The following is a 19122-nucleotide window of genomic DNA, read 5'->3' as shown; positions in this document are numbered from 1 at the left end:
TAGAACGAGGAGGAAGACATGAGCGTATCGAAACGCAGAGATATCAGCCGGCGTTCCCTGTTGAAAGCTGCAACGGCCGTACCTCTCTGCGCAATTCTCACTCGACCGGCATCTGCGGCCGAATTCGTTTATAAATTTGCAACCGGCCAGGATCCGACGCATCCGGTGAACGTCCGCGCGCAGGAAGCCATCCAACGCATTCTAGAGGCTACCAGTGGCCGGCTCGAGATCAGGCTGTTTCCGGCCAACCAGCTCGGGTCCGACACCGAGCTCATGACCCAGGTCCGCAGCGGCGGCGTCGAATTCTTTAATCAGTCCTCTTCGATCCTCGCCACCCTGGTCCCAAGTGCGGGCCTGGTGAACACCGGCTTCGCGTTTACTGACTACGATAGCGTTTGGAAAGCTATGGACGGAGATCTCGGAACCTACATCCGGACGCAGATTGCCAAAACTCCGATCATGGCGGTTTCCAAAGCGTGGGATAACGGCTTTCGTCAGGTGACTTCTTCCGGACGTGAGATCCGCAGCCCTGACGATCTAAAGAATTTCCAGATCCGCGTCCCCCCGGCGCCGCTTTTGACCTCGCTTTTCAAGGCGCTTGGAGCCGGCCCGACGCCTATTAACTTCAACGAGGTCTACTCCGCGTTACAGACCAAAGTCGTGGACGGCCAGGAGAATCCGTTGCCGATCATTGCAACCGCCCGCCTCTACGAAGTGCAAAGCACGTGCAGCCTGACCGGGCACGTTTGGGACGGATACTGGATCCTCGCCAACAAGCGCGCATTCGAGCGCTTACCGAAGGATGTTCAGGAGGTCGTGACCCGCGAACTAGATCGCTCCGCCGTCGATCAGCGGGCTGATATCGCAAAGCTCAGCCAGTCCTTGCGCACCGATCTGTCGGCCAAAGGTCTCAAATTTATCGAAGTCGATCGCGCCGCCTTCCGACAAGCCTTGTCCAAGACTAGCTTCTACTCCGACTGGAAGGGCAAATTCGGCGAGGAGGCGTGGTCGCAGCTCGAAAAAGCGGCGGGTCAGCTGTCATGAGCAGCGTGAGCCACGCTCCACATGCTGATGACGGTGGAGCGACCGCCTCGACTGAACGGGGTCCCCGACATTGGGCGGTAACAGCGAACACGATGTTGGGCCACCTCGTCGCGGTCCCAGCCGCGCTACTCGTCCTGGCCGAAGTCGCAATCCTGGCCGCAGGAATCGTAGGCAGATACGTATTCCGCTCCCCCATCGTCTGGTCCGACGAACTCGCCGGTATTCTCTTCCTTTGGCTTGCCATGCTCGGCTCCGTCATTGCTTTCCAGCGCGGCGAGCACATGCGTATGACAGCCATCGTCGGCGTGCTCAGTGCCCAGGTGCGTGCGTTTTTGGACGTGGTGGCGGCCGCAGCCTCGCTGGCGTTTCTTTTGCTCGTCGTTTGGCCGGCCTATGAATTTGCCGCCGACGAGGCCTTCGTCACCACGCCGGCGCTGGAGATCATCAACACTTGGCGTGCGGCGGCGCTACCGATCGGAATTGGGCTGATGCTGATCGCCGCGGCCCTCCGGCTCTGCCGAATTGCCAATCTACGCAGCTTGTTGGCCTCTCTAGCGATCGTCGCCGGTCTCATCCTTGCGTTCGTGCTGCTCGCGCCGGTTTTTAAGCCGCTCGGCAATCTGAACCTTCTGATCTTCTTCGTCTTTGTTGTCGGTGCGATGGTCTTTGCCGCCGTTCCGATTGCCTTTGCATTCGGTCTCGCCACCGTGGGTTATCTCACGCTTACGACGAGCACGCCGGACGTAGTGATGATCGGGCGGATGGATGAAGGGATGAGCCATCTGATCCTGCTCGCCGTGCCTCTTTTCGTCTTCCTGGGCCTGCTGATCGAGATGACGGGCATGGCTCGCGCAATGGTCGGTTTCCTCGCAAGTCTCCTCGGCCACGTCCGCGGCGGGCTGCACTACGTCCTGGTCGGGGCTATGTATCTGGTCTCCGGTATCTCAGGGTCCAAGGCGGCAGATATGGCGGCCGTGGCCCCTGTGCTGTTTCCCGAGATGCGGCAGCGTGGCGCCAAACCCGGCGACCTCGTTGCGTTGCTGGCCGCCACGGGGGCGCAAACCGAAACGATTCCGCCGTCGCTGGTTCTGATCACGATCGGCTCGGTGACGGGCGTGTCGATCTCCGCGCTATTCACCGGCGGATTGCTCCCGGGCGTGGTGCTCGCAGTTATGCTCGGGGCGATCGTGTGGTGGCGCTACCGGCGCGAGGACCTCTCTCACGTCAAAAGGGCGACTGGGCGGGAGATCGGCCGAGCCTTTGTCATTGCTCTTCCTGCGATCGCCTTGCCTTTCGTGATCCGGACCGCCGTCGTCGAAGGCGTTGCAACGGCAACGGAGGTCTCGACCATCGGCATCTTGTACTCGGCCTGCGCCGGTCTCCTCATTTACCGCCAGTTCGACTGGCGACGCATCTATCCTATGCTGGTCGAGACGGCCTCCCTGTCGGGCGCGATTCTGCTCATCATCGGCGCCGCGACAGGAATGGCCTGGGCGCTGACCCAGTCGGGATTTTCAGCCTCGCTTGCCAAGTTCATGACCAGCCTTCCCGGCGGTGTCCCCGTCTTCCTAGCGGTGACGATCGTAACTTTCGTGATTCTAGGCAGCGTGCTGGAGGGGATCCCAGCCATCGTCTTGTTCGGTCCGCTCCTGTTCCCGATCGCGCGGCAGGTTGGGGTCCACGATGTCCATTACGCAATGGTCGTGGTTCTCGCGATGGGCATCGGCCTGTTCGCACCGCCGTTTGGGGTCGGCTACTACGCGGCCTGCGCTATCAGCCGCATTAACCCGGACGACGGTATGAGACCAATCGTGGGATACATGATTGCGCTGCTCATTGGCACGCTGATCGTCGCCGCGGTGCCCTGGCTGTCTATCGGCTTCCTGAAATAAGACTATCCGGTCCCGTGACCGGACCGCGATCGGCTGCCACCTTAAGTGACGCGAGCGGATAGAACTTGCTGGCACCGGCAGCAGTTTATAACGCTGGCGAAGCGAAGCGCCCCGATCAGCGTGTGAACTGGTTCATATGCGCGGCGTGCAGCCTTGGATAACCAACAGAGCGAAGCAGGCTCCGGCTCGGCTGAGGCGGTACGTCAGCCGTTCGTCTTCTGATGAACGCTTGGCCCGCGCTTTGCAGGTGATTCATTGCGCCTAAAGCAGCAAAGTAGGCTGCCATGACGTGGATAGAAGCTTGTGGCTATCTGGCCTCTTCGCTCGTCCTCGTGACATTCTGCATGCACACCATGCTGACTCTGCGGGCCGTCGCCATCTGCAGCAATCTCGCATTCATCGTCTATGCCACTGGCGCCGGTATCTACCCTGTGCTGATTCTGCACTTTATTTTGCTTCCACTAAACGCTGCCTACTTCGTCCGCATGGTCTTGGTACTACGCCGCGCCAAGCTCGCCGCTAATACAGATCTTTCTCCGAACTGGCTTCAGCCGTTCATGCACACACAGCGGATCAAGGCTGGAGAGACAATCTTCGAGAAAGGGGATCACGCCGATGCACTCTATCTCATCGGATCAGGACAAGTCGAGCTTCCCGAAATAGACAAGCTCTTGTATCCAGGAGAGGTTTTTGGTGAGGTTGGGCTGTTCGCCGTGGATCGACGCCGCCGCACGCAATCTGCTCGAGCGGCCAGCGATTTGGAGCTTTTCTGGATCAAGGCCGACGCATTAAAGAGGATTTGCGAACGGAACCCTGGCCTCTCGCTGTACTTTCTTCGTCCTGTAGCCACTCGGCTTAGCTCAAATGCTTCCGAGCGAACAGAGCCCCGGCAAGCCCCGTCCGCGCGTTGCGCTGGGGACATTAGATGAACCGCATACGCTCTCGCTGACACCGCGGTGGCGGGCGTTGCGTAGCTTCTTTGATCTCTACGCTTTGTGGTGAGCGATATTGTAATCTCCCGGCATGCATTTGTGCCGCTGAATATGCCAAGTATCTGAGCGGTAAATTGGATGCGCTTCTTTCCACTGGGCCAGCCCTGTCTGGCCGTTCATAACGCAGCCCTGGAAAGTAAGCGTGCTGTCGAATGCAGAGCTCGTCACGATCTTATCAACGCAATCGGCGGATGCAAATTGGCAAAGCACGGCAACCATCGTCACGAACAAATCGTCCTCGAAATGAAACTCTTCAAAAACAAACTATGGACCTATGGACTGCAATTACCACAAGAGCTGCTCTCGTGCTAGCTGATGGTGGCTTTTTGACCAGCTCATAAAGCAAAGACGGGAAGCGGAGTCAGCAAATCGGCCAACTGGTGGAGGAGCATCGAATATCCAGGCTCAAAGTCTTTTGGGTACGTATGCATCCCTGGGGCTGATAATCGATCGGAATGCAGCGACACTTCCAGCTCCATCCTCCTCCTTGTTGATTGTCTCCTTGGTTTGAGATTTGATGCGAAATCATTTCAGATGAGGTCCTATGAGCGTCAAGGCCGTGATGGCAACAATCCTGCAGCACGAGCTCGCCTCCCGTGGCGTGAACTCACTCACGCGTTCTGATTACGAGGCGGTTATTGAGCAGCTGATCAAAAAGCTGACAGAGCTAGAGTTTGAGCTCCGCTCGCGATCAACTAACGGCTCGCAAGGAGTTCCGACCTAACCAATCACTCAACTCGCGTCGTAGCCGGACGAGTAATTGCCCAACTTCCGTTCGCGGCTCCGCGACATAGGCCGTCCTGGTGGGCGACGATCACGGCACTTCAACTGGCGGCACCGCCATGCTGACCAAAACAAAACATAACATCACCTCGCGCCCTGCCATTTACGTTAACTGCAGCCGAGATTTGCGGAGGAGCCGCCGCCGGGCCATCTCGTGCCTGTCAGCTATCGCTACTGCACCTGGGGCAGGGCAATTTCAAGTAGCTGACGCCGGGGCCGGTGGCCATAATCCTCGGCAAGCCAGCGGCCCCACTTGTCTTAGCTCCTGTTTTGAACTGTTCATGCTCGTATGTATCCGCCCCAGGCGCGCCGTCGCGAAATGCTAAGACCGCGAGCTGCCGCCAACTCATCTGCGGCCTGCACCAGCTAGTTGCTCTGTGCCAAGTGCCGCGTGCCGACCGGAAACGAGTTTCCAACCTTAACCGAATTTAGGCAGATGTAGAGGCACCCCTTCGCAGGGCACATCGAGCTCTTCAACCTGGCCCTTGCCGACCTCTGTCACGCGCAACTTCTTGCCTTCAATCGTGAAGGCGCAATTTGTCGGTTGCGGCCCATCCAGCATGAGCCGGTCCACGACGTTGCCGCCGCGGTCGAGCACAGTGACGTTCTTCTGATTATAGACTGTGCAATAGAGCCGGCCGTCGGTGCCAAAAGCCATCCCGTCGGGCCCCTTGAAGTCAGGATTGGAGTCGGGCTGCAGCACATTGCCGAAAACAACACGTTCAGGCATTGGCTTGCCGAGTACGTCATAGCGGTAGATTTCGCCTGTGAACGATGCGTTGGCATAGAGATGGTCGTCGGGCCCGAAAGCAATCCCGTTGGTGAATCGGATCTTGCGATCGAGGACGCGAAGGACCTTCATGGCCGCGGGATCGATTTCGTAGACGCGGCCGTCCCAATCAAGGTCCATATAGCCCTCGACGAAGGCCTGCCCGTTGATGAAATCCTCAGCCGCCATGCCTGAATCAGTCATGTAGAGTAGTCCGTTGGGGCCGAAGCAGAGGTCATTCGGAAATAGAAAGCGATCGGCGCCTTCGCCCTGCATGCGCCGGATCTCGTTTCCGGCTTGGTCGATGCAAATCAGCGCCCGCAGGCCCGCTTCCGCGATCCAGATGCGGCCGTGGCCGTCCGTCGTCAGTCCGTTCGGGCGGCCGCCCGTCGCGCGAACCACTCTGCGATTGCCTCGCTGATCGAGCCGCGTGATGCACAACGTCGATGCGGACATCTCCGTGACATACATCGATCCGTCGGGGAGGCAGATTGGCCCCTCGGGCGCTCCGATTCCGCTAGCAAAAAGTCTCGATGCCATGCTTTTCCCCCTGCATCCCGTTGTTGGGTTTGCGAACTCTTGCGCTTAGGCGATGACCGAGCCTGTGGCCGGATCGATCAGCACCATCCGATTGAGGTCGATGGCGAGCTGGATTCGCTCGCCATGGCTCTGAACATCATGTGCTTGCAGCTCCGCGACTGCGTCTACTCCGCCGATCTTGATGGTCGTGAAGGTACGAGTACCTGTAGGCTGGATGAGATCGGCGACCGCTGAATAGGGCACCACCCCATCGCGCAATGGTCCGTCGCCGGCTCGGCCGAAATGCTGAGGCCGAATGCCGACAATGACCTCACGTCCCGCCACGCTAGAAAGGGCAGTGGCCTTCGCAGGCGGCACAGTCAGGGACTCTCCGGAACCGAAAACGACAGAAAGCCCGCCATTCATCGCCGTCAGGGTTGCCGGTATGAGATTGATCGAAGGAGAGCCGAGGAAGCCCGCCACGAAGCCCGTTCGCGGCCGCTCGAACAGTTCGAGTGGAGCTCCCTGCTGCTCTATTTTTCCATCGCGTAGCAGCACGATACGATCCGCCAGCGTCATCGCCTCGACCTGATCGTGTGTAACGTAGATCATTGTGGTGGTGATCTCGTGATGCAGACGCTTGATCTCGGTTCGCATTTCGTCACGCAATTGGGCGTCCAGATTCGAGAGCGGCTCGTCAAACAAGAAAAGATCCGCCTTGCGAACGATGGCCCGTCCGATCGCGACGCGTTGACGCTGTCCACCGGAGAGCTGACGTGGATAACGCTGGAGGAGATTGCCGATGCCGAGCATCTCGGCGGCTTCGCTGACCCGCTTCCTGATCTCGATTTCTGGCGTCTTGCGGGCGCGCAGGCCGAACGCGATATTCTCATTGACGGTTAAATAGGGATAGAGTGCGTAGTTCTGAAAGACCATCGCAATGTTGCGTTCGCGCGGACGCAGATCGTTGACGATAGCGCCGCCAATCGCGATCGTGCCGTCGTCCGGATCTTCGAGACCGGCGATCGTCCGCAAAAGCGTGCTCTTGCCGCAGCCTGACGGACCCACGAGCACAGCGAATTCGCCATCGCTGATGGTTAAGTCTAGTCCCCGAACGGCATGCACGTTACCGTAGTATTTGTGCACTCCGGTCAACTTGACGTCGGCCACTCTAATCTCCTCAACCTTTGACGGCGCCGAGCGAGATGCCGCGCACGAGATAGCGCTGCATTACCGTAACTGCGACGAAGATCGGCAAAGTCCCCAGGACGGACATCGCCGCGATTTTGGCCCAGAAGTTCGACTGGCCACCGAAATAGTGCGTCAGCATGACCGGAAAAGTGATCACTTCGGTACGCGTGAGCACCAGCGCGAAGAGGAAGTCGTTCCAGGCGAACACGAAAGTAAAGACCGAAGTCGCCATGAGCCCCGGGCGCACCATCGGGAAGACGACTTTCCAGATGACCTGCCATCGGTTCAGTCCGTCGACGAGGGCGCTTTCCTCCAGCTCGAGCGGAACATCAACGATATAACCCCGCATCATCCAGATGACATAGGGCAGATTGAACGCGGTATAGAGCACGATCAGGCCGAAGTAGCCGTCAACCAAACCGAAATAGACGTAGATGAGGAAGATCGGGAAGACGACCGCAATCGGCGGGATCATGCGCTGGGAAATGATCCACATCGCAAGGTTCTCGCCACCCGTGCCGAAGCGGGCGAGGCTGTAGGCGCATAGGGTACCAAGAATGATGGCAATGGCGGAGCTAACGCCGGCGACGATCAGGCTGTTCAGGATGGCCATGACGTCACCATCCTTGAATAGGACATAATAATTCGAGAACTGGATCTGCCCAGGCATCCACAATGGCGGCACGTGATAGATCTCGTCCGGCGTCTTGAACGAAATCATAAACAGCCAATAAACCGGAAATAGAAACAGCAAAGTGACGACGCCGGCGCCGATATAGCGTAGCACCAGAACGCGCCCCTTCCTGGTGGGCAGCTTCATCAGCCTCATCGCGCAATCTCCATGCGCTTGAGGACAAGCGTGGTAATGAGAGTGAGCAGCGCAATCACCAGGAAGGAGATCGCGGCGGTGTAGCTGGTTTCGAATTGCGAGAAGCCCTGCACATAGGTGTAGAGTGAAATCGTCTCGGTCATCGAGCCCGGCCCGCCTTCGGTGAGGGCCCAGATGATGTCGAAGATGCGCACGAGGTCGAGGCCGCGGATAAGGCATGCAACAGCTATCACGGGCGCGATCGCCGGCAGAATGATCGCGCGAAGCACGCGCAGATACGATGCCCCATCGATCTCAGCAGCCTCCAGTTGAGACTGATCGACATTGGACAACGCAGCGAGCAGCAGCAGAAACATGAACGGCGACCACTGCCAAACTTCGCAGATGATGATCGCCGGATAGACGTAAGCAGGGTTGACGGTCCACAGGATCCGGATCGGTTCGCCGGCGAAAAAGCTGAGTATCTCACCGATGGGACCAAAGCGGACGTCGAACAACAGGCGCCAGGTCGCACCAGCAACAATCGGAGAGATCACCGTCGGCAGCACCAAGAGCGCGACGAAGAGCTGGCGCCCGGGCATGCGGTCGATGAAGAGCTGCGCCATCAGGAAGCCGATCAGTAGCTCGAGAGGCAGGGCGATTGCTGTGATGATCGCGGTGTGGCCGAGCGATGCCCACAAACGGGTATCTCTGAACAACTCCGCATAGTTCAGCAAGCCGGCGAAAGACGTATCATTGTCCGTCATCGTGATGCGCTGGAAGCTCACGATCAACGAGTAGATGAGGGGAAAGAGGCCGACGAGGAGAAGAACCAATATTGCGGGCGCAACGATGAGATAGGGTAGGCGGTCCTCGAGCACACGCCCGAGCCGGCTCGGGCGGCGATGTTCAGTGCCATTAAAGCTTAAAGAGAACGTCATCATCAATCCAGGAATCGCGCCGCACGGGAGGCGGTGCCTCCCGCGCGCCCTCCAAGCCAACTATTGCGGATAAGCGCCTGGTTTTGCTGCCCAGACCTTATAAACCGCCTTCTGGTTTTCAATGCCCACCTTCTCGGTGATGGCATCAAACTGCTGCGCCATGCGGTCGAGAATGGTCTTCGGATCTTCGCCGGCCCAGAGGCTCGAAATGGCCTTGGTCATCGCCTCGTCGTACTTGTCCTGCTGCAGCAGGGAGAGATCGAGCAGGCCCTTCTCGCCAGATGTCTTGATCGTGTCGAGATAGGCAGGAGCATCAGGCCAGAGCGCACGGTATTTCTCGCTCGCGTAGTGCGACAGGCGGAAGGGATCGCGGAGCGTATAGGGGAGCTGCACGCGCTCAAGGCTGGTCTTCTTGCTGTTCAGCCATTGGATGAAGAGATAAGCGGCCTCCTTGTTCTTGCTCGTGGCCGAGACGGACAGGTCGAAACCGACGCCAAGCTCCGGGCGACCGAGGGGCGTGAGCGCATACCCGACCTTGCCGGCGACTTGCGATTTGGGTACCCATTTCAGCGCTTCCTCGCCCGAGCCGTAGCCGGCGGCCCAACGCCCATAAGGGGGCCAGGAGATCGTCATGGCGGTGGTGCCCTGGAGGAACGCGGCCAAGTTGTCGACGAAATTCCATTGCTCCACGCCTGGTGGCATGAACTTGTTCTCGGCCAACATCTGCTTGAAGACCTTCAGGCCGACATCGCTGTTCACCGTCGATTTCATCGTATCGGCATTGAAGAACTTGCCGCCCTCCATGCGGAAACGTTCCTGGAACATGTATTGCGGATAAGGCGCAGTTCGGAAGAAGCCGGCGCCATAGACCTTGGGCGCCATCTTGTCAGTGATGAACTGTCCGATGTCGTCAAGCTGCTTCCAATCCTTGGGCGGAGCGAGCTCGTAGCCGAACTTGGCCTTGAACCCCTCCTTCATCTTCGGATCCTCGAAAATGTCTTTGCGGTAGTAGAGCAGCATCACATCGCCGTCGTCCGGGAAGCCGAAGATCTTGCCGTCATACTGCATCTGGTTGTCGCGATAGGCTGCGGCGATGTCCTGCAACTCGTCGCGATAGCCGAACTTGTCGACATATTTGTCCAGGGGCTCGAGCGCTCCGGCCCGGGCCAGGTCGGGCATCCAGGATGGAATGACGTTCAGTGCGTCATAGGCCCCGGCGCCCGACTTGAAATCCTGCATGATCTTGGTGAACATCTGGTCGGTCGGCACCTCGACCACCTTCACCTTGATGCCAGTGAGCTTCTCCCATTTCGGACCCGAATAGTTGAGCGGGTCGAGCGATTGAAGGCCCGCCTCCCAGACGATACTGATCGTCGTGCCCGCATATTTCTTTGCTGCTTCGACAGCAATGTCGGCGGCATCCTTATCAGCGGCAGGAGCCGATACACCTGTGAGCGCAAGGATAGCGGCCACGCCCAACAATGTCCTGAACTTCATGCCTTCCTCCTCTTCATTTGAGCAATCCTAAGCCGCCAAGGTGGCCCCGGAGCTTTTGCCTCGGCGCGTCGACCGGTTACCCATGCTGGACGTCGACTGCCGCACCGTCGGAGGGCTGTCGAACGAACAGATGAGTGTCTTCTGGGGATGGCCATCCGCGCTCAGGCCGCGCTGCCCGATAGGCACGAACGCGATTTCGCCTTGGTAAAACACGCCTTCCCCCCAAAAGCTCTCGATGTATTTGCTTTTGGCGTCACTCTGCTGTGAGGCGGAAGCGGCCGGCAAATGAGAACTTTGCAACCACCGATGAGCCACATTCACCTGTCAGCAGTCTCTGCTGCGGCCCGCTCAAGCCTCAAAGCTGAAGAAAATCCGGTCAAAGCACGGCGGACCATTGGCCAAGCCAGTTGCGCCCTTGCGAGCCTTTGCTGAACTACGAATACGTTTCTTCAGGGATGGGAAGTACCTTGCCGAATATGGTTAGTTAGTTTGCGAGCGGCATCGCCTATTTTAAGGCGTAACTCGCTATCGACAGGGATTCTTTTGCAAGTGCAATCGCTTGGCGCCCTTTTACGCCATGGTCTTACTTGGCCTGAATATTGCTCAGGGTATGAGAGTTCGACAAAAAGATCATACCAGGGGAGTGGCGCCGCATGGGGCAGGTCACGTCACGAAGTGGCCTCTTGAAAGGCCTTAAGTTGAGAACTGTCTTGTTGCTGGCAGGGCTGACGCTGACCAACATTGCAGCCTGGGGCTGGGCCGTTGCGCTGTTCGCCGGTCAGCCGTCGGTAATGGCAACCGCGCTGCTCGCTTGGGTGTTCGGTCTGCGCCATGCCGTGGATGCCGATCATATTGCGGCAATCGACAATGTCGTGCGGAAGCTGATGCATGCCGGCCGCGCCTCCGAAACTGCAGGTCTCTACTTTGCGCTCGGCCATTCCACGATCGTTCTCGCTTCAATGATCCTGCTTGCCGCCGGCGTCATGACCCTCGGCGGAGAGGGTTTGCTCAAAAACTTGGGCGGCCTTCTCGGAACCTCGGTTTCAGCCGTCTTCCTGCTCGGCGTGGCCGCCGTCAACTTTGCGATCTTCGCAAACTTGTGGCGCACAATGCGTGCAGCGCAGGCCAGCGGCGTCTACGGTGCACAATTACTCGATGCGCCCCTAGCCGGAAGCGGTCTTCTTTCGCATTTGCTCGGCCCGATCTTCCGAATTGTGACGCAAAGCTGGCACATGTATCCGCTCGGATTCCTGTTCGGATTAAGTTTCGACACGGCGACCGAAATTGGCCTGCTCTCCCTCTCTGCCTCTGAGACTGCGCGCGGCCTGTCGCTCTGGCAGGCCATAGTCTTTCCTGCACTTTTCGCTGCCGGAATGTCCCTGGTTGATACCTTGGATTCAGCATTTATGGCCAGCGCTTATCGCTGGGCTTTCGTCGATCCGGCCCGAAAGCTTTGGTACAATCTGACAATCACAGGTGCCTCAGTCGCGATTGCGCTGTTCATCGGCAGCGTGGAAACGCTTGGCCTGATCAGCGATCAGCTTGAGCTCACGGGTGCCCTTTCGAGCCTCGTCGATCGCCTCAAGGGATCACAAGCCATCTTAGGCTTCGGCGTGATGTCATTGTTCGCTCTCGCCTGGCTAGCATCTCTCCTGCTGTATCGCGTTGCATGGAAGGGAAAGACCACTCGAACCGCCTTGCCGACATCACGCGCGACTTAGCGGCTGCAGCGATGCTGTCGAGCCGCTCGAAGCCTGCCGTCTTTGCCCGCTGGACGAGCATTGCAGCACTAAGCATCTGCGCCCTCATGATCGACGCTGAACCTAGCTCTGGAGACAATATCCAGACTAGCTACACCTTGCCTGCAGTCATAGTCACTCGTGAGGAGATCCCACGGCGACCGCGAAGAGCTCCAACGCCACGCTCGGATCGAGCGCTCGGCATAGGGTCCAGTAGCCAGCTGGGCGGGCAAGCCTCAGCGGTATCGGCCAAGAGCAGCGCGGCCTTGGCTCCCGCGTCGAGCATGGCAAGCCAGATCACAGTATCAGGCGAAGACGTCAACGCGCGGCCCGTGATGCGCCCGGGCGAAGTGCTCGAAGCTGTACCGGGGCTCATTGTGACGCAGCATTCCGGCGAGGGCAAAGCGAACCAGTACTTCTTGCGCGGCTATAATCTCGATCATGGCACGGATCTCGCGATCTATGTTGATGATGTGCCTGCCAACATGCGCACTCACGCCCACGGCCAGGGCTATGCCGACCTCAATTGGCTGATTCCTGAAGCGATCGCCGCCATGGAGGTAAAGAAGGGGCCTTACTTCGCCGATGAAGGCGACTTCTCCTCGGCCGGCGCCGTGCATATCGGCCTGATCGACCGCACGGTGAAGGGGCTAGCGCAGATGACCGCCGGCAGCTTTGGATATCGCCGCTTCCTCGGCATGGATTCGACGAGGCTCGGCGATGGGACATTGCTCCTCGCCGGCGAGGCTGGGACCTACAACGGCCCCTGGGACAACCCGGACAACCTCCGCAAGCTCAATGGGCTCTTGCGCTACAGTCAGGGCACGGCCACCGACGGCGTGTCGGTCACGGGCATGGCTTACGCCAACAGATGGAATTCGACCGATCAGGTGCCGCAGCGCGCCATGACGGACGGATTGATGGATCGGTTTGGATCTGAAGACCCGACTGACGGCGGCAACGCAAACCGTTTTGCCCTGTCGGCGCGCGTGGCGCAGAGCGATAATTCCGGGGCCTGGAAGGCGAACGCTTATGTCGTCAAGAGCGAGCTCGATCTCTACAATAACTTCACTTATTTCCTGGCCAATCCCGTTGTCGGCGACCAATTTCACCAGCACGACGGCCGCCTAATGGCCGGCGCTAACATCGCACGGACGATGGATGGCTCATTCGCTGGGCTGCCGATGCAGACGACCTTCGGCCTGCAGTCCCGTTACGACGCCATCGATCTCGCGCTCACCGACACCCACCGGCGCAGTTTCCTGTCCAACGTACGCAGCGATAAGGTCGGGGAAGGCAGCATCGGCGCTTACGCCGAGAGTACGTTGCACTTTTCGGACTGGCTGAGGACCACGGTCGGTTGGCGCGGGGACTATTACGCGGCCGACGTGACGTCGCTGTTCGATGCGAACAACTCAGGCCATGCCAACGCTACGATCGGAAGTCCCAAGCTTCGCATCGTGGTCGGTCCCTTTAACAAGACCGAGTTCTTTTTCGGCGCCGGCTATGGCATGCACTCGAACGACGCGCGGGGTGCGACGACGACGGAAGATCCGAGCGATCCCGGGACAAAGCTGCCGCGCTCGCCGCTGCTGGTCCGCACCAGGGGCGCGGAGGTCGGCGTGCGTTCGAGGATCGTCCCGGATCTCGACACCTCGCTCAGCCTCTTCGTCCTCGACCAGGATTCCGAGATCCTGTTCTCAGGCGATGCCGGCGATACCACGACGGCGCGCGCGAGCCGCCGCTATGGATTCGAATGGACCAACCATTACCGCCCACGGTCTTGGATTGACGTCGACGCCGATCTCGCGATGACCCATGCGCGCTTTCGCGGTTACGACAGCGACCAGGCGGAGGTTTATGCCTCACTCGCCGGCTATCCCGCCGCGCAGATCGGCAACGCGCCCGGCAACTATATCCCTAACGCACCGACCATGATGGCGTCCGCCGGCATCTCGCTCGGCGCGAAGACGGGCTGGTTCGGCGCCCTGCGTTGGCGCTATCTCGCCTCCAGTCCGCTGACGGAAGACAACGCCTTCCGATCGCAACCTACCGGCATCTTCAACGCGCGGATCGGCTACCGCACCGACAAGGGCTGGCGCCTCCAGCTCGATTTGCTCAACCTCCTCAACAGCAAGGCGAACCAGATCACCTATGCCTATGGCTCCCTGCTGAAGACGGACAAACTTTACAATCTCTGTGCCGCCAATGCCGCCCCTGCGCCAGTCTGTGCCATTGGTGTGATGGACTATGTGCTTCACCCGGTCGAACCCTTGACCGTCCGAGTGACCCTAGCGGGCACATTCTGATATCAGTCAGGTCGCGAGTCGCGAAACGTCCGTTCGCCGGTAATAATGGCCGATAGCATGCTCTGACGCGACACGATGTCCTCGCGCACGGCAGCATATACATGCAGGATGACGAAAGTCACAATGAACCAGAGGCCGAGATGGTGCACTGTATGCACGTCTTGACTGTTTGGGAAGATCGAGAACCACCAGCCGAACAGCGCATACCATAAGCTGTCGCGACCTTCGCCCTCAGCGTAAAGTGCAAATCCGGTCAGCATCATCAGGATCATCACAATCACGAACAAGAACATCGCAGTATTGGCCAAAGGATTGTGGCCGACGTATTTTTTCGGGTAGCGCACTAGGAACAGGTACCATCGCAGCTCGTACAAAAGGCCCCAGCGCCAGATCCGGTTGTAGATCGGAAACGCGAACAACTGGCGGGCATACTGGTTGCCGACGAACGCCCAGTAGACGCGATAAAGGAACGCGAAGGCGAGCACCTGTCCCGACGCGAAGTGAACAAATCGGATGTAGCCCATCGTGTACCAATTGCTAGCTTCACCAGGCATCGAGGGAAGCGGCGAGGCGATTAGATAACCGGTAACGGCCAGAAGAGAGATCGTTAGCGCATTTAACCAGTGCCAGATCCGTACCGGTGCCTCATAGACATAGATTGATTGGCGATCCGTGCCGACGGCGCCGACGGCGTCCAGCGTACCCGGAATCTCCGAGATTTTCGTCATCGCATGCTCCTGCATTGAGAGTGATTCGACGCAGCGAACAAACGAATCAGCGCATGCCATCGAGAATATCGCGCGCATGCCGGCGCGAAATCACCGCCCTGCAATTTTTTTCTTCACGCTTCAGCGGCCCTACGCAACGAAGAATTGGAAACCCGCTTTAACCGCAGGTGGAAATCCTGCTTTCATATCTTTATTGAACCTCTTTGCTATTTTCCGCTGCATCCACGTGGGTTCGCGGTCTTTTTCCCTGCATGAGCAGCGAGCTTCCTTACCCGGCGCACGACACTTGCTGCGCGGCAGCTCGCTGCAATTTACCGATGATTAGGAGAGACGGCACATCGTTTGCTCATTTCCAGCTCCAGCGAACCGGGTATTTGCGATATGGATTTGAGCTTCATTCGGCGCGGCGGCGCATCGCGCCGGGCAGGCGTCTTCCAGACACAGGGCCGGATGAATGCAGCGGCCATGAGCTTGCCGAAAAGCGAGCCAGTCATCGCCAACCTGTCAATTCGCCTGAAAATCATGATGGGATTTGCTATCGTTCTGCTGCTGTCGGCGGGCACCATGGCGGGCGCCTGGTTTGGCTATGAGGCGATCCTCGACGGCTTCGACGTTTATCGTATCAGCATGTCGGAATCGGATTATGCGCGCGAAATCGACAGCTCGCTCTCGGCATACCAGAGCAACGCGCGCTATTACGCCCTGACGGGCATAAAGGAGGCGGAAGCTGCCGCGGAAGAGGCGCGACGCTTGCTCGAGCGAACGATCACGGCAGCCAAAACCGAGACTGCAACTCTCAGCTGGCAGCAGTCGATAAAGGAACTGTTCGAAGCCTACCGCGCCTATACCGATTCCTTCAACAAAGTGTTGGCGCTGCGCGCCGGGATCGATCGCTCGGCAGCCACGATGGGCGGACAGGCGCACGTCATCCGGACCGCGCTCGATCAGGTGAAGGCGCCGGGCGCTCAAGCAGAAAATATCATTGAGCGTTTCGATACGATCGATCGCCTCGTAACGACAGAATTGAAGCTCCACGATGAAGTCCTCGCGAGGGACGTCTTACAGAGAATAGAAGGGTTTAAAGGTGCGATCGTGCGAGAGCGTCGCTCGCCGGACGTCGGCGGACAGGCGCTCGACGAGCTCGTCGCGTCTTACCGAGATGGGTTCGCCCGAGTGGAGGCCGCAGGCCAAGAGATCGATCGTTTGATGGCGGACATGTGGAAGCTGCGTCACGGACTATCCGGGGCGGCCGCCTCTCTGAAGCGAGTGGCTTTGGCGGAGCAGGCTGATGCCGAGAAAAAGACCGCGGTGCAAATCATCCACGGTCAATCGGTAGTGGTTGCCCTTGCGCTCGCCTCGATTGCAATTGGCCTCGTGCTCTCCTTTGCGATCGGACGCGGTATCGCAAAACCTGTCATCGCGATGTGCAGCTCGATGATCGAGCTGGCAAACGGCCGCTATGAGATCGTGCTGCCGGGGCTCGGTCGGCACGACGAGGTCGGCAAGATGGCTGGCGCGGTCGAGAGCTTCAAGCGGCAAGCCATTGAGCGCGCCGAACGCGAAGCTGCGGAGATCGAAGAGCGTAACAGGTCGGCGGCCGAGCTGCGGCGCGCTGAGCTCGCTAAATTCGCTGGCGGCTTTGAGGCCGCGGTGGGTGACATCGTCAACGGCATTTCGGGTTCTGCTCAGCAACTCGAAGCAGCAGCATCAACGCTGTCACGCAATGCGGAGGCGACAGGGGGCCTGACCAACGCGGTGGTCGGCGCCGCGCGAGAATCGTCGAGCAGCATTGGTTTGGTCGCCTCGGCGGCCGAGGAGCTGTCGCTGTCGATCAATGATATTCGCACCCAGGTCCGCAACTCGAATGCGATCTCCGGTAATGCGGTAGCCCAGGCCAAGAGCACGGACGCCCGCATCGCGACGCTCGCGCAAGCCTCGCACCGGATTGGTGATGTCGTGAAGCTGATTACAGCGGTCGCAGAGCAGACCAATCTGCTCGCGCTCAATGCCACCATTGAGGCAGCCCGCGCCGGAGAGGCGGGCCGCGGCTTTGCCGTCGTCGCAGCCGAGGTGAAGTCGCTTGCAAGCCAAACCGCCCGTGCGACGGAGGAGATCGGCTCTCACGTCGAAGGTATGCAGCAAGCGACCGGAGATTCGATTGCCGCGATCAAGTCGATCGCCGGCATCATTGGCGATATCTCCGCCATCTCGGGTTCGATCGCGTCCGCCGTCGACCAGCAGACCGCGACGACACAGGCGATCGCACAGAGCGCGCAGCAGGCGGCCTCTGGCACCGCGCAGGTGTCATCCAATCTCGAGCAGGTCAATCGCGAAGCAAGCGAGACCGGCTCGGCGGCTTCCGCCGTGCTGCAATCAGCGCGCGGACTAACCGAGGCGAGCCACCGCCTGCGCGCGGAGCTTGACCGTTTCATGGCCAACGTCGTCGCGGCGTAGTCTGGCTCGCAATGCGAGACGCCTGCGACTACCATTGCGCAAGTGCCAGAGACCTGCGCTAGTCAACGGACAAGCCGGCACCCTCGCGTGGGCAAACCGGTATCCTAGGGATCGTCGATGGAGCATGGTCTGGATCTGGCCGGATTCGCGTTGCACCCGCAACGCGGTGCAGTGTTGGGTGAGGTGCATGCGCGTCCGTTCACGCGGCTCTCCGCGCCTCTCGCAGTGCTGCGATTTGCTTTTTTGGGCCAGGGAGAAGCGGCGGCCGCCGACCGGCAGGCCTTTGTAGGCTTTTGCACCGCGCAGGGCTTGGCGGCACCCGAGGTGTCGGCTAAGCACCACCAGGTGTCAATCGGAGCAGTTTCGCTACGCTGGGAACAGCATTCCGAATTCACGACTTTCACCTGGATCTGGAGTAATGAGGCATCCGCGCTGGCGTTCGCTCCCATCGGTGACGAACTTACCGCATTGATCCGGGCACTGCCGCAAACGGGACAGCTGCTTGTGGCGGTGAGGCTCGAGGTGGAGCAGACCGAAGCGGCCGTCGCGCGCGCTGAGGAGCTGTTTGATAAGAGCAGCCTCGCAATGGCGACAGTCCGCAGCGGCCCTGCGGTCGTCGCTTCCGACTTTCGTGCGGATGCGCAGGGCTTTGTCCGCATTCTCATCTGCAACGACGGCCTGTCGCCGGGCCGGCTTGGCGCTCTTGTGCAGCGCGTGCTGGAGATCGAGACCTATCGCACGCTGGCGCTGCTCGGCCTGCCGGCCGCGCTCGAGCTCGCGCCCTCGGTCGATCACATTGGGCGGCGGCTGGTCGAAGTGCTCCAGGAGATGCAGGGCGCCGAGGACCTCAAGCTCAACAATCACCTCCTCACGGAGCTGACCGCATTGGCCGCCTCATTGGAGCGCGGCGCAGCGGGTAGCCTGTTCCGCTTCGGCGCGAGCCGGGCTTATTACGACATCGTGCAGGCCCGCCTTGGCGTGATCGAAGGAAGCGAGATCGGAGGGCGACCGACCTGGTCGTCCTTCCTTGCCCGGCGGATGGCGCCGGCGATGCGCACCTGCGCCGCGATGGAGGACCGCCAGGCCAACTTATCGATCAAGCTAGCGCGCGCCGCCGATCTCCTGCGCACGCGGGTGGACGTGGAACTGGAGGAGCAGAATCGTGACCTGCTGCGCTCAATGAACGAGCGCACCAAGCTGCAATTGCGCCTGCAGAGCACCGTCGAAGGCCTCTCCGTGGCGGCGATCGGCTATTACGTCGTCAGCCTGTTCGGCTACCTCGCTAAGGGCGCACATGACGGCGGCTTGCATGTCGAGCCGTCACTCGCGACAGCATTGTTCGTACCATTTGCCGTCGGTCTAATTTGGATCATCACGCACCGGATCCGCCAGAGGCACCTTAAACATGAAGGCGCGCCGGGCGATCATGACTGAGTTCCTTCGCGCCGAGGGCTTG

15 protein-coding genes are annotated in these 19122 nt (G+C 59.5%); 8 read left to right on the top strand and 7 right to left on the bottom strand.

The window, feature by feature from the left end; translation table 11 throughout:
• The first annotated feature begins 18 nt into the window (after positions 1 to 18).
• The 3 genes from AC0WRY_RS36400 to AC0WRY_RS36390 all read left to right on the top strand — a co-directional run bounded on the left by AC0WRY_RS36400 (position 19) and on the right by AC0WRY_RS36390 (position 3865).
• Positions 19 to 1044 carry a TRAP transporter substrate-binding protein gene (locus tag AC0WRY_RS36400; protein ID WP_128929497.1) on the top strand — a complete coding sequence of 342 codons (1026 nt, stop codon included), beginning with the start codon at positions 19 to 21 and terminating at the stop codon, positions 1042 to 1044.
• Positions 1041 to 2936, top strand: a complete 1896-nt coding sequence (locus AC0WRY_RS36395; protein WP_128929498.1) for a TRAP transporter large permease — start codon at positions 1041 to 1043, stop codon at positions 2934 to 2936. The genes AC0WRY_RS36400 and AC0WRY_RS36395 overlap by 4 nt, the downstream gene beginning before the upstream one ends.
• Positions 2937 to 3280: 344 nt before the next feature.
• A complete protein-coding gene (locus tag AC0WRY_RS36390) occupies positions 3281 to 3865 on the top strand; it encodes a cyclic nucleotide-binding domain-containing protein (protein ID WP_237864935.1) in 585 nt (194 codons plus the stop codon).
• A 57-nt stretch (positions 3866 to 3922) separates the two neighbouring features.
• Here AC0WRY_RS36390 and AC0WRY_RS36385 read toward each other — a convergent pair whose 3' ends face one another.
• Complete coding sequence (locus tag AC0WRY_RS36385; RefSeq protein ID WP_128929500.1) at positions 3923 to 4153, bottom strand: hypothetical protein; 231 nt, start codon at positions 4151 to 4153, stop codon at positions 3923 to 3925.
• A gap of 319 nt (positions 4154 to 4472) precedes the next feature.
• Here AC0WRY_RS36385 and AC0WRY_RS36380 point away from each other — a divergent pair, with 319 nt between their 5' ends.
• On the top strand, positions 4473 to 4652 hold the full coding sequence (locus tag AC0WRY_RS36380) for a hypothetical protein (protein WP_128929501.1): 180 nt from the start codon (positions 4473 to 4475) through the stop codon (positions 4650 to 4652).
• Between the two features lie 477 nt (positions 4653 to 5129).
• On the opposite strand, the gene AC0WRY_RS36375 is transcribed toward AC0WRY_RS36380, so the two are convergent.
• The 5 genes from AC0WRY_RS36375 to AC0WRY_RS36355 all read right to left on the bottom strand — a co-directional run bounded on the left by AC0WRY_RS36375 (position 5130) and on the right by AC0WRY_RS36355 (position 10436).
• Entirely contained in the window at positions 5130 to 5951 is an 822-nt protein-coding gene (locus AC0WRY_RS36375; RefSeq protein WP_232995569.1) for an SMP-30/gluconolactonase/LRE family protein, read from the bottom strand.
• A 114-nt stretch (positions 5952 to 6065) separates the two neighbouring features.
• On the bottom strand, positions 6066 to 7169 hold the full coding sequence (locus AC0WRY_RS36370; protein WP_128929503.1) for an ABC transporter ATP-binding protein: 1104 nt from the start codon (positions 7167 to 7169) through the stop codon (positions 6066 to 6068).
• Positions 7170 to 7179: 10 nt separating this feature from the next.
• Positions 7180 to 8019: a carbohydrate ABC transporter permease gene (locus AC0WRY_RS36365; RefSeq protein ID WP_128929504.1), complete on the bottom strand. Its 840-nt coding sequence runs from the start codon at positions 8017 to 8019 to the stop codon at positions 7180 to 7182.
• Positions 8016 to 8942 carry a carbohydrate ABC transporter permease gene (locus tag AC0WRY_RS36360; protein ID WP_128969536.1) on the bottom strand — a complete coding sequence of 309 codons (927 nt, stop codon included), beginning with the start codon at positions 8940 to 8942 and terminating at the stop codon, positions 8016 to 8018. Before AC0WRY_RS36360 ends, AC0WRY_RS36365 begins: the two co-directional genes overlap by 4 nt.
• Before the next feature lie 57 nt (positions 8943 to 8999).
• Complete coding sequence (locus AC0WRY_RS36355; protein ID WP_128955162.1) at positions 9000 to 10436, bottom strand: ABC transporter substrate-binding protein; 1437 nt, start codon at positions 10434 to 10436, stop codon at positions 9000 to 9002.
• A gap of 653 nt (positions 10437 to 11089) precedes the next feature.
• Here AC0WRY_RS36355 and AC0WRY_RS36350 point away from each other — a divergent pair.
• A complete protein-coding gene (locus AC0WRY_RS36350; protein WP_128929507.1) occupies positions 11090 to 12157 on the top strand; it encodes a HoxN/HupN/NixA family nickel/cobalt transporter in 1068 nt (355 codons plus the stop codon).
• A 302-nt stretch (positions 12158 to 12459) separates the two neighbouring features.
• Complete coding sequence (locus tag AC0WRY_RS36345) at positions 12460 to 14484, top strand: TonB-dependent receptor (RefSeq protein WP_128930141.1); 2025 nt, start codon at positions 12460 to 12462, stop codon at positions 14482 to 14484.
• Positions 14485 to 14486: 2 nt separating this feature from the next.
• Here the strand turns inward: AC0WRY_RS36345 and cybH are convergent, their stop codons facing one another.
• Positions 14487 to 15212, bottom strand: a complete 726-nt coding sequence (gene cybH, locus AC0WRY_RS36340; RefSeq protein ID WP_128929508.1) for a Ni/Fe-hydrogenase, b-type cytochrome subunit — start codon at positions 15210 to 15212, stop codon at positions 14487 to 14489.
• Between the two features lie 342 nt (positions 15213 to 15554).
• Between cybH and AC0WRY_RS36335 the strand changes: the two genes are divergently transcribed.
• Both AC0WRY_RS36335 and AC0WRY_RS36330 read left to right on the top strand, forming a co-directional pair.
• Positions 15555 to 17666 (top strand): methyl-accepting chemotaxis protein, encoded by a 2112-nt coding sequence (locus AC0WRY_RS36335; RefSeq protein ID WP_164938218.1) that lies wholly within the window; start codon positions 15555 to 15557, stop codon positions 17664 to 17666.
• Between the two features lie 117 nt (positions 17667 to 17783).
• Entirely contained in the window at positions 17784 to 19100 is a 1317-nt protein-coding gene (locus AC0WRY_RS36330) for a DUF3422 domain-containing protein (RefSeq protein WP_128929509.1), read from the top strand.
• Positions 19101 to 19122 lie beyond the last annotated feature (22 nt).

It is taken from the genome of Bradyrhizobium sp. T-12, assembly GCF_058314695.1.
This window is presented reverse-complemented; position numbering and strand designations above follow the sequence as displayed.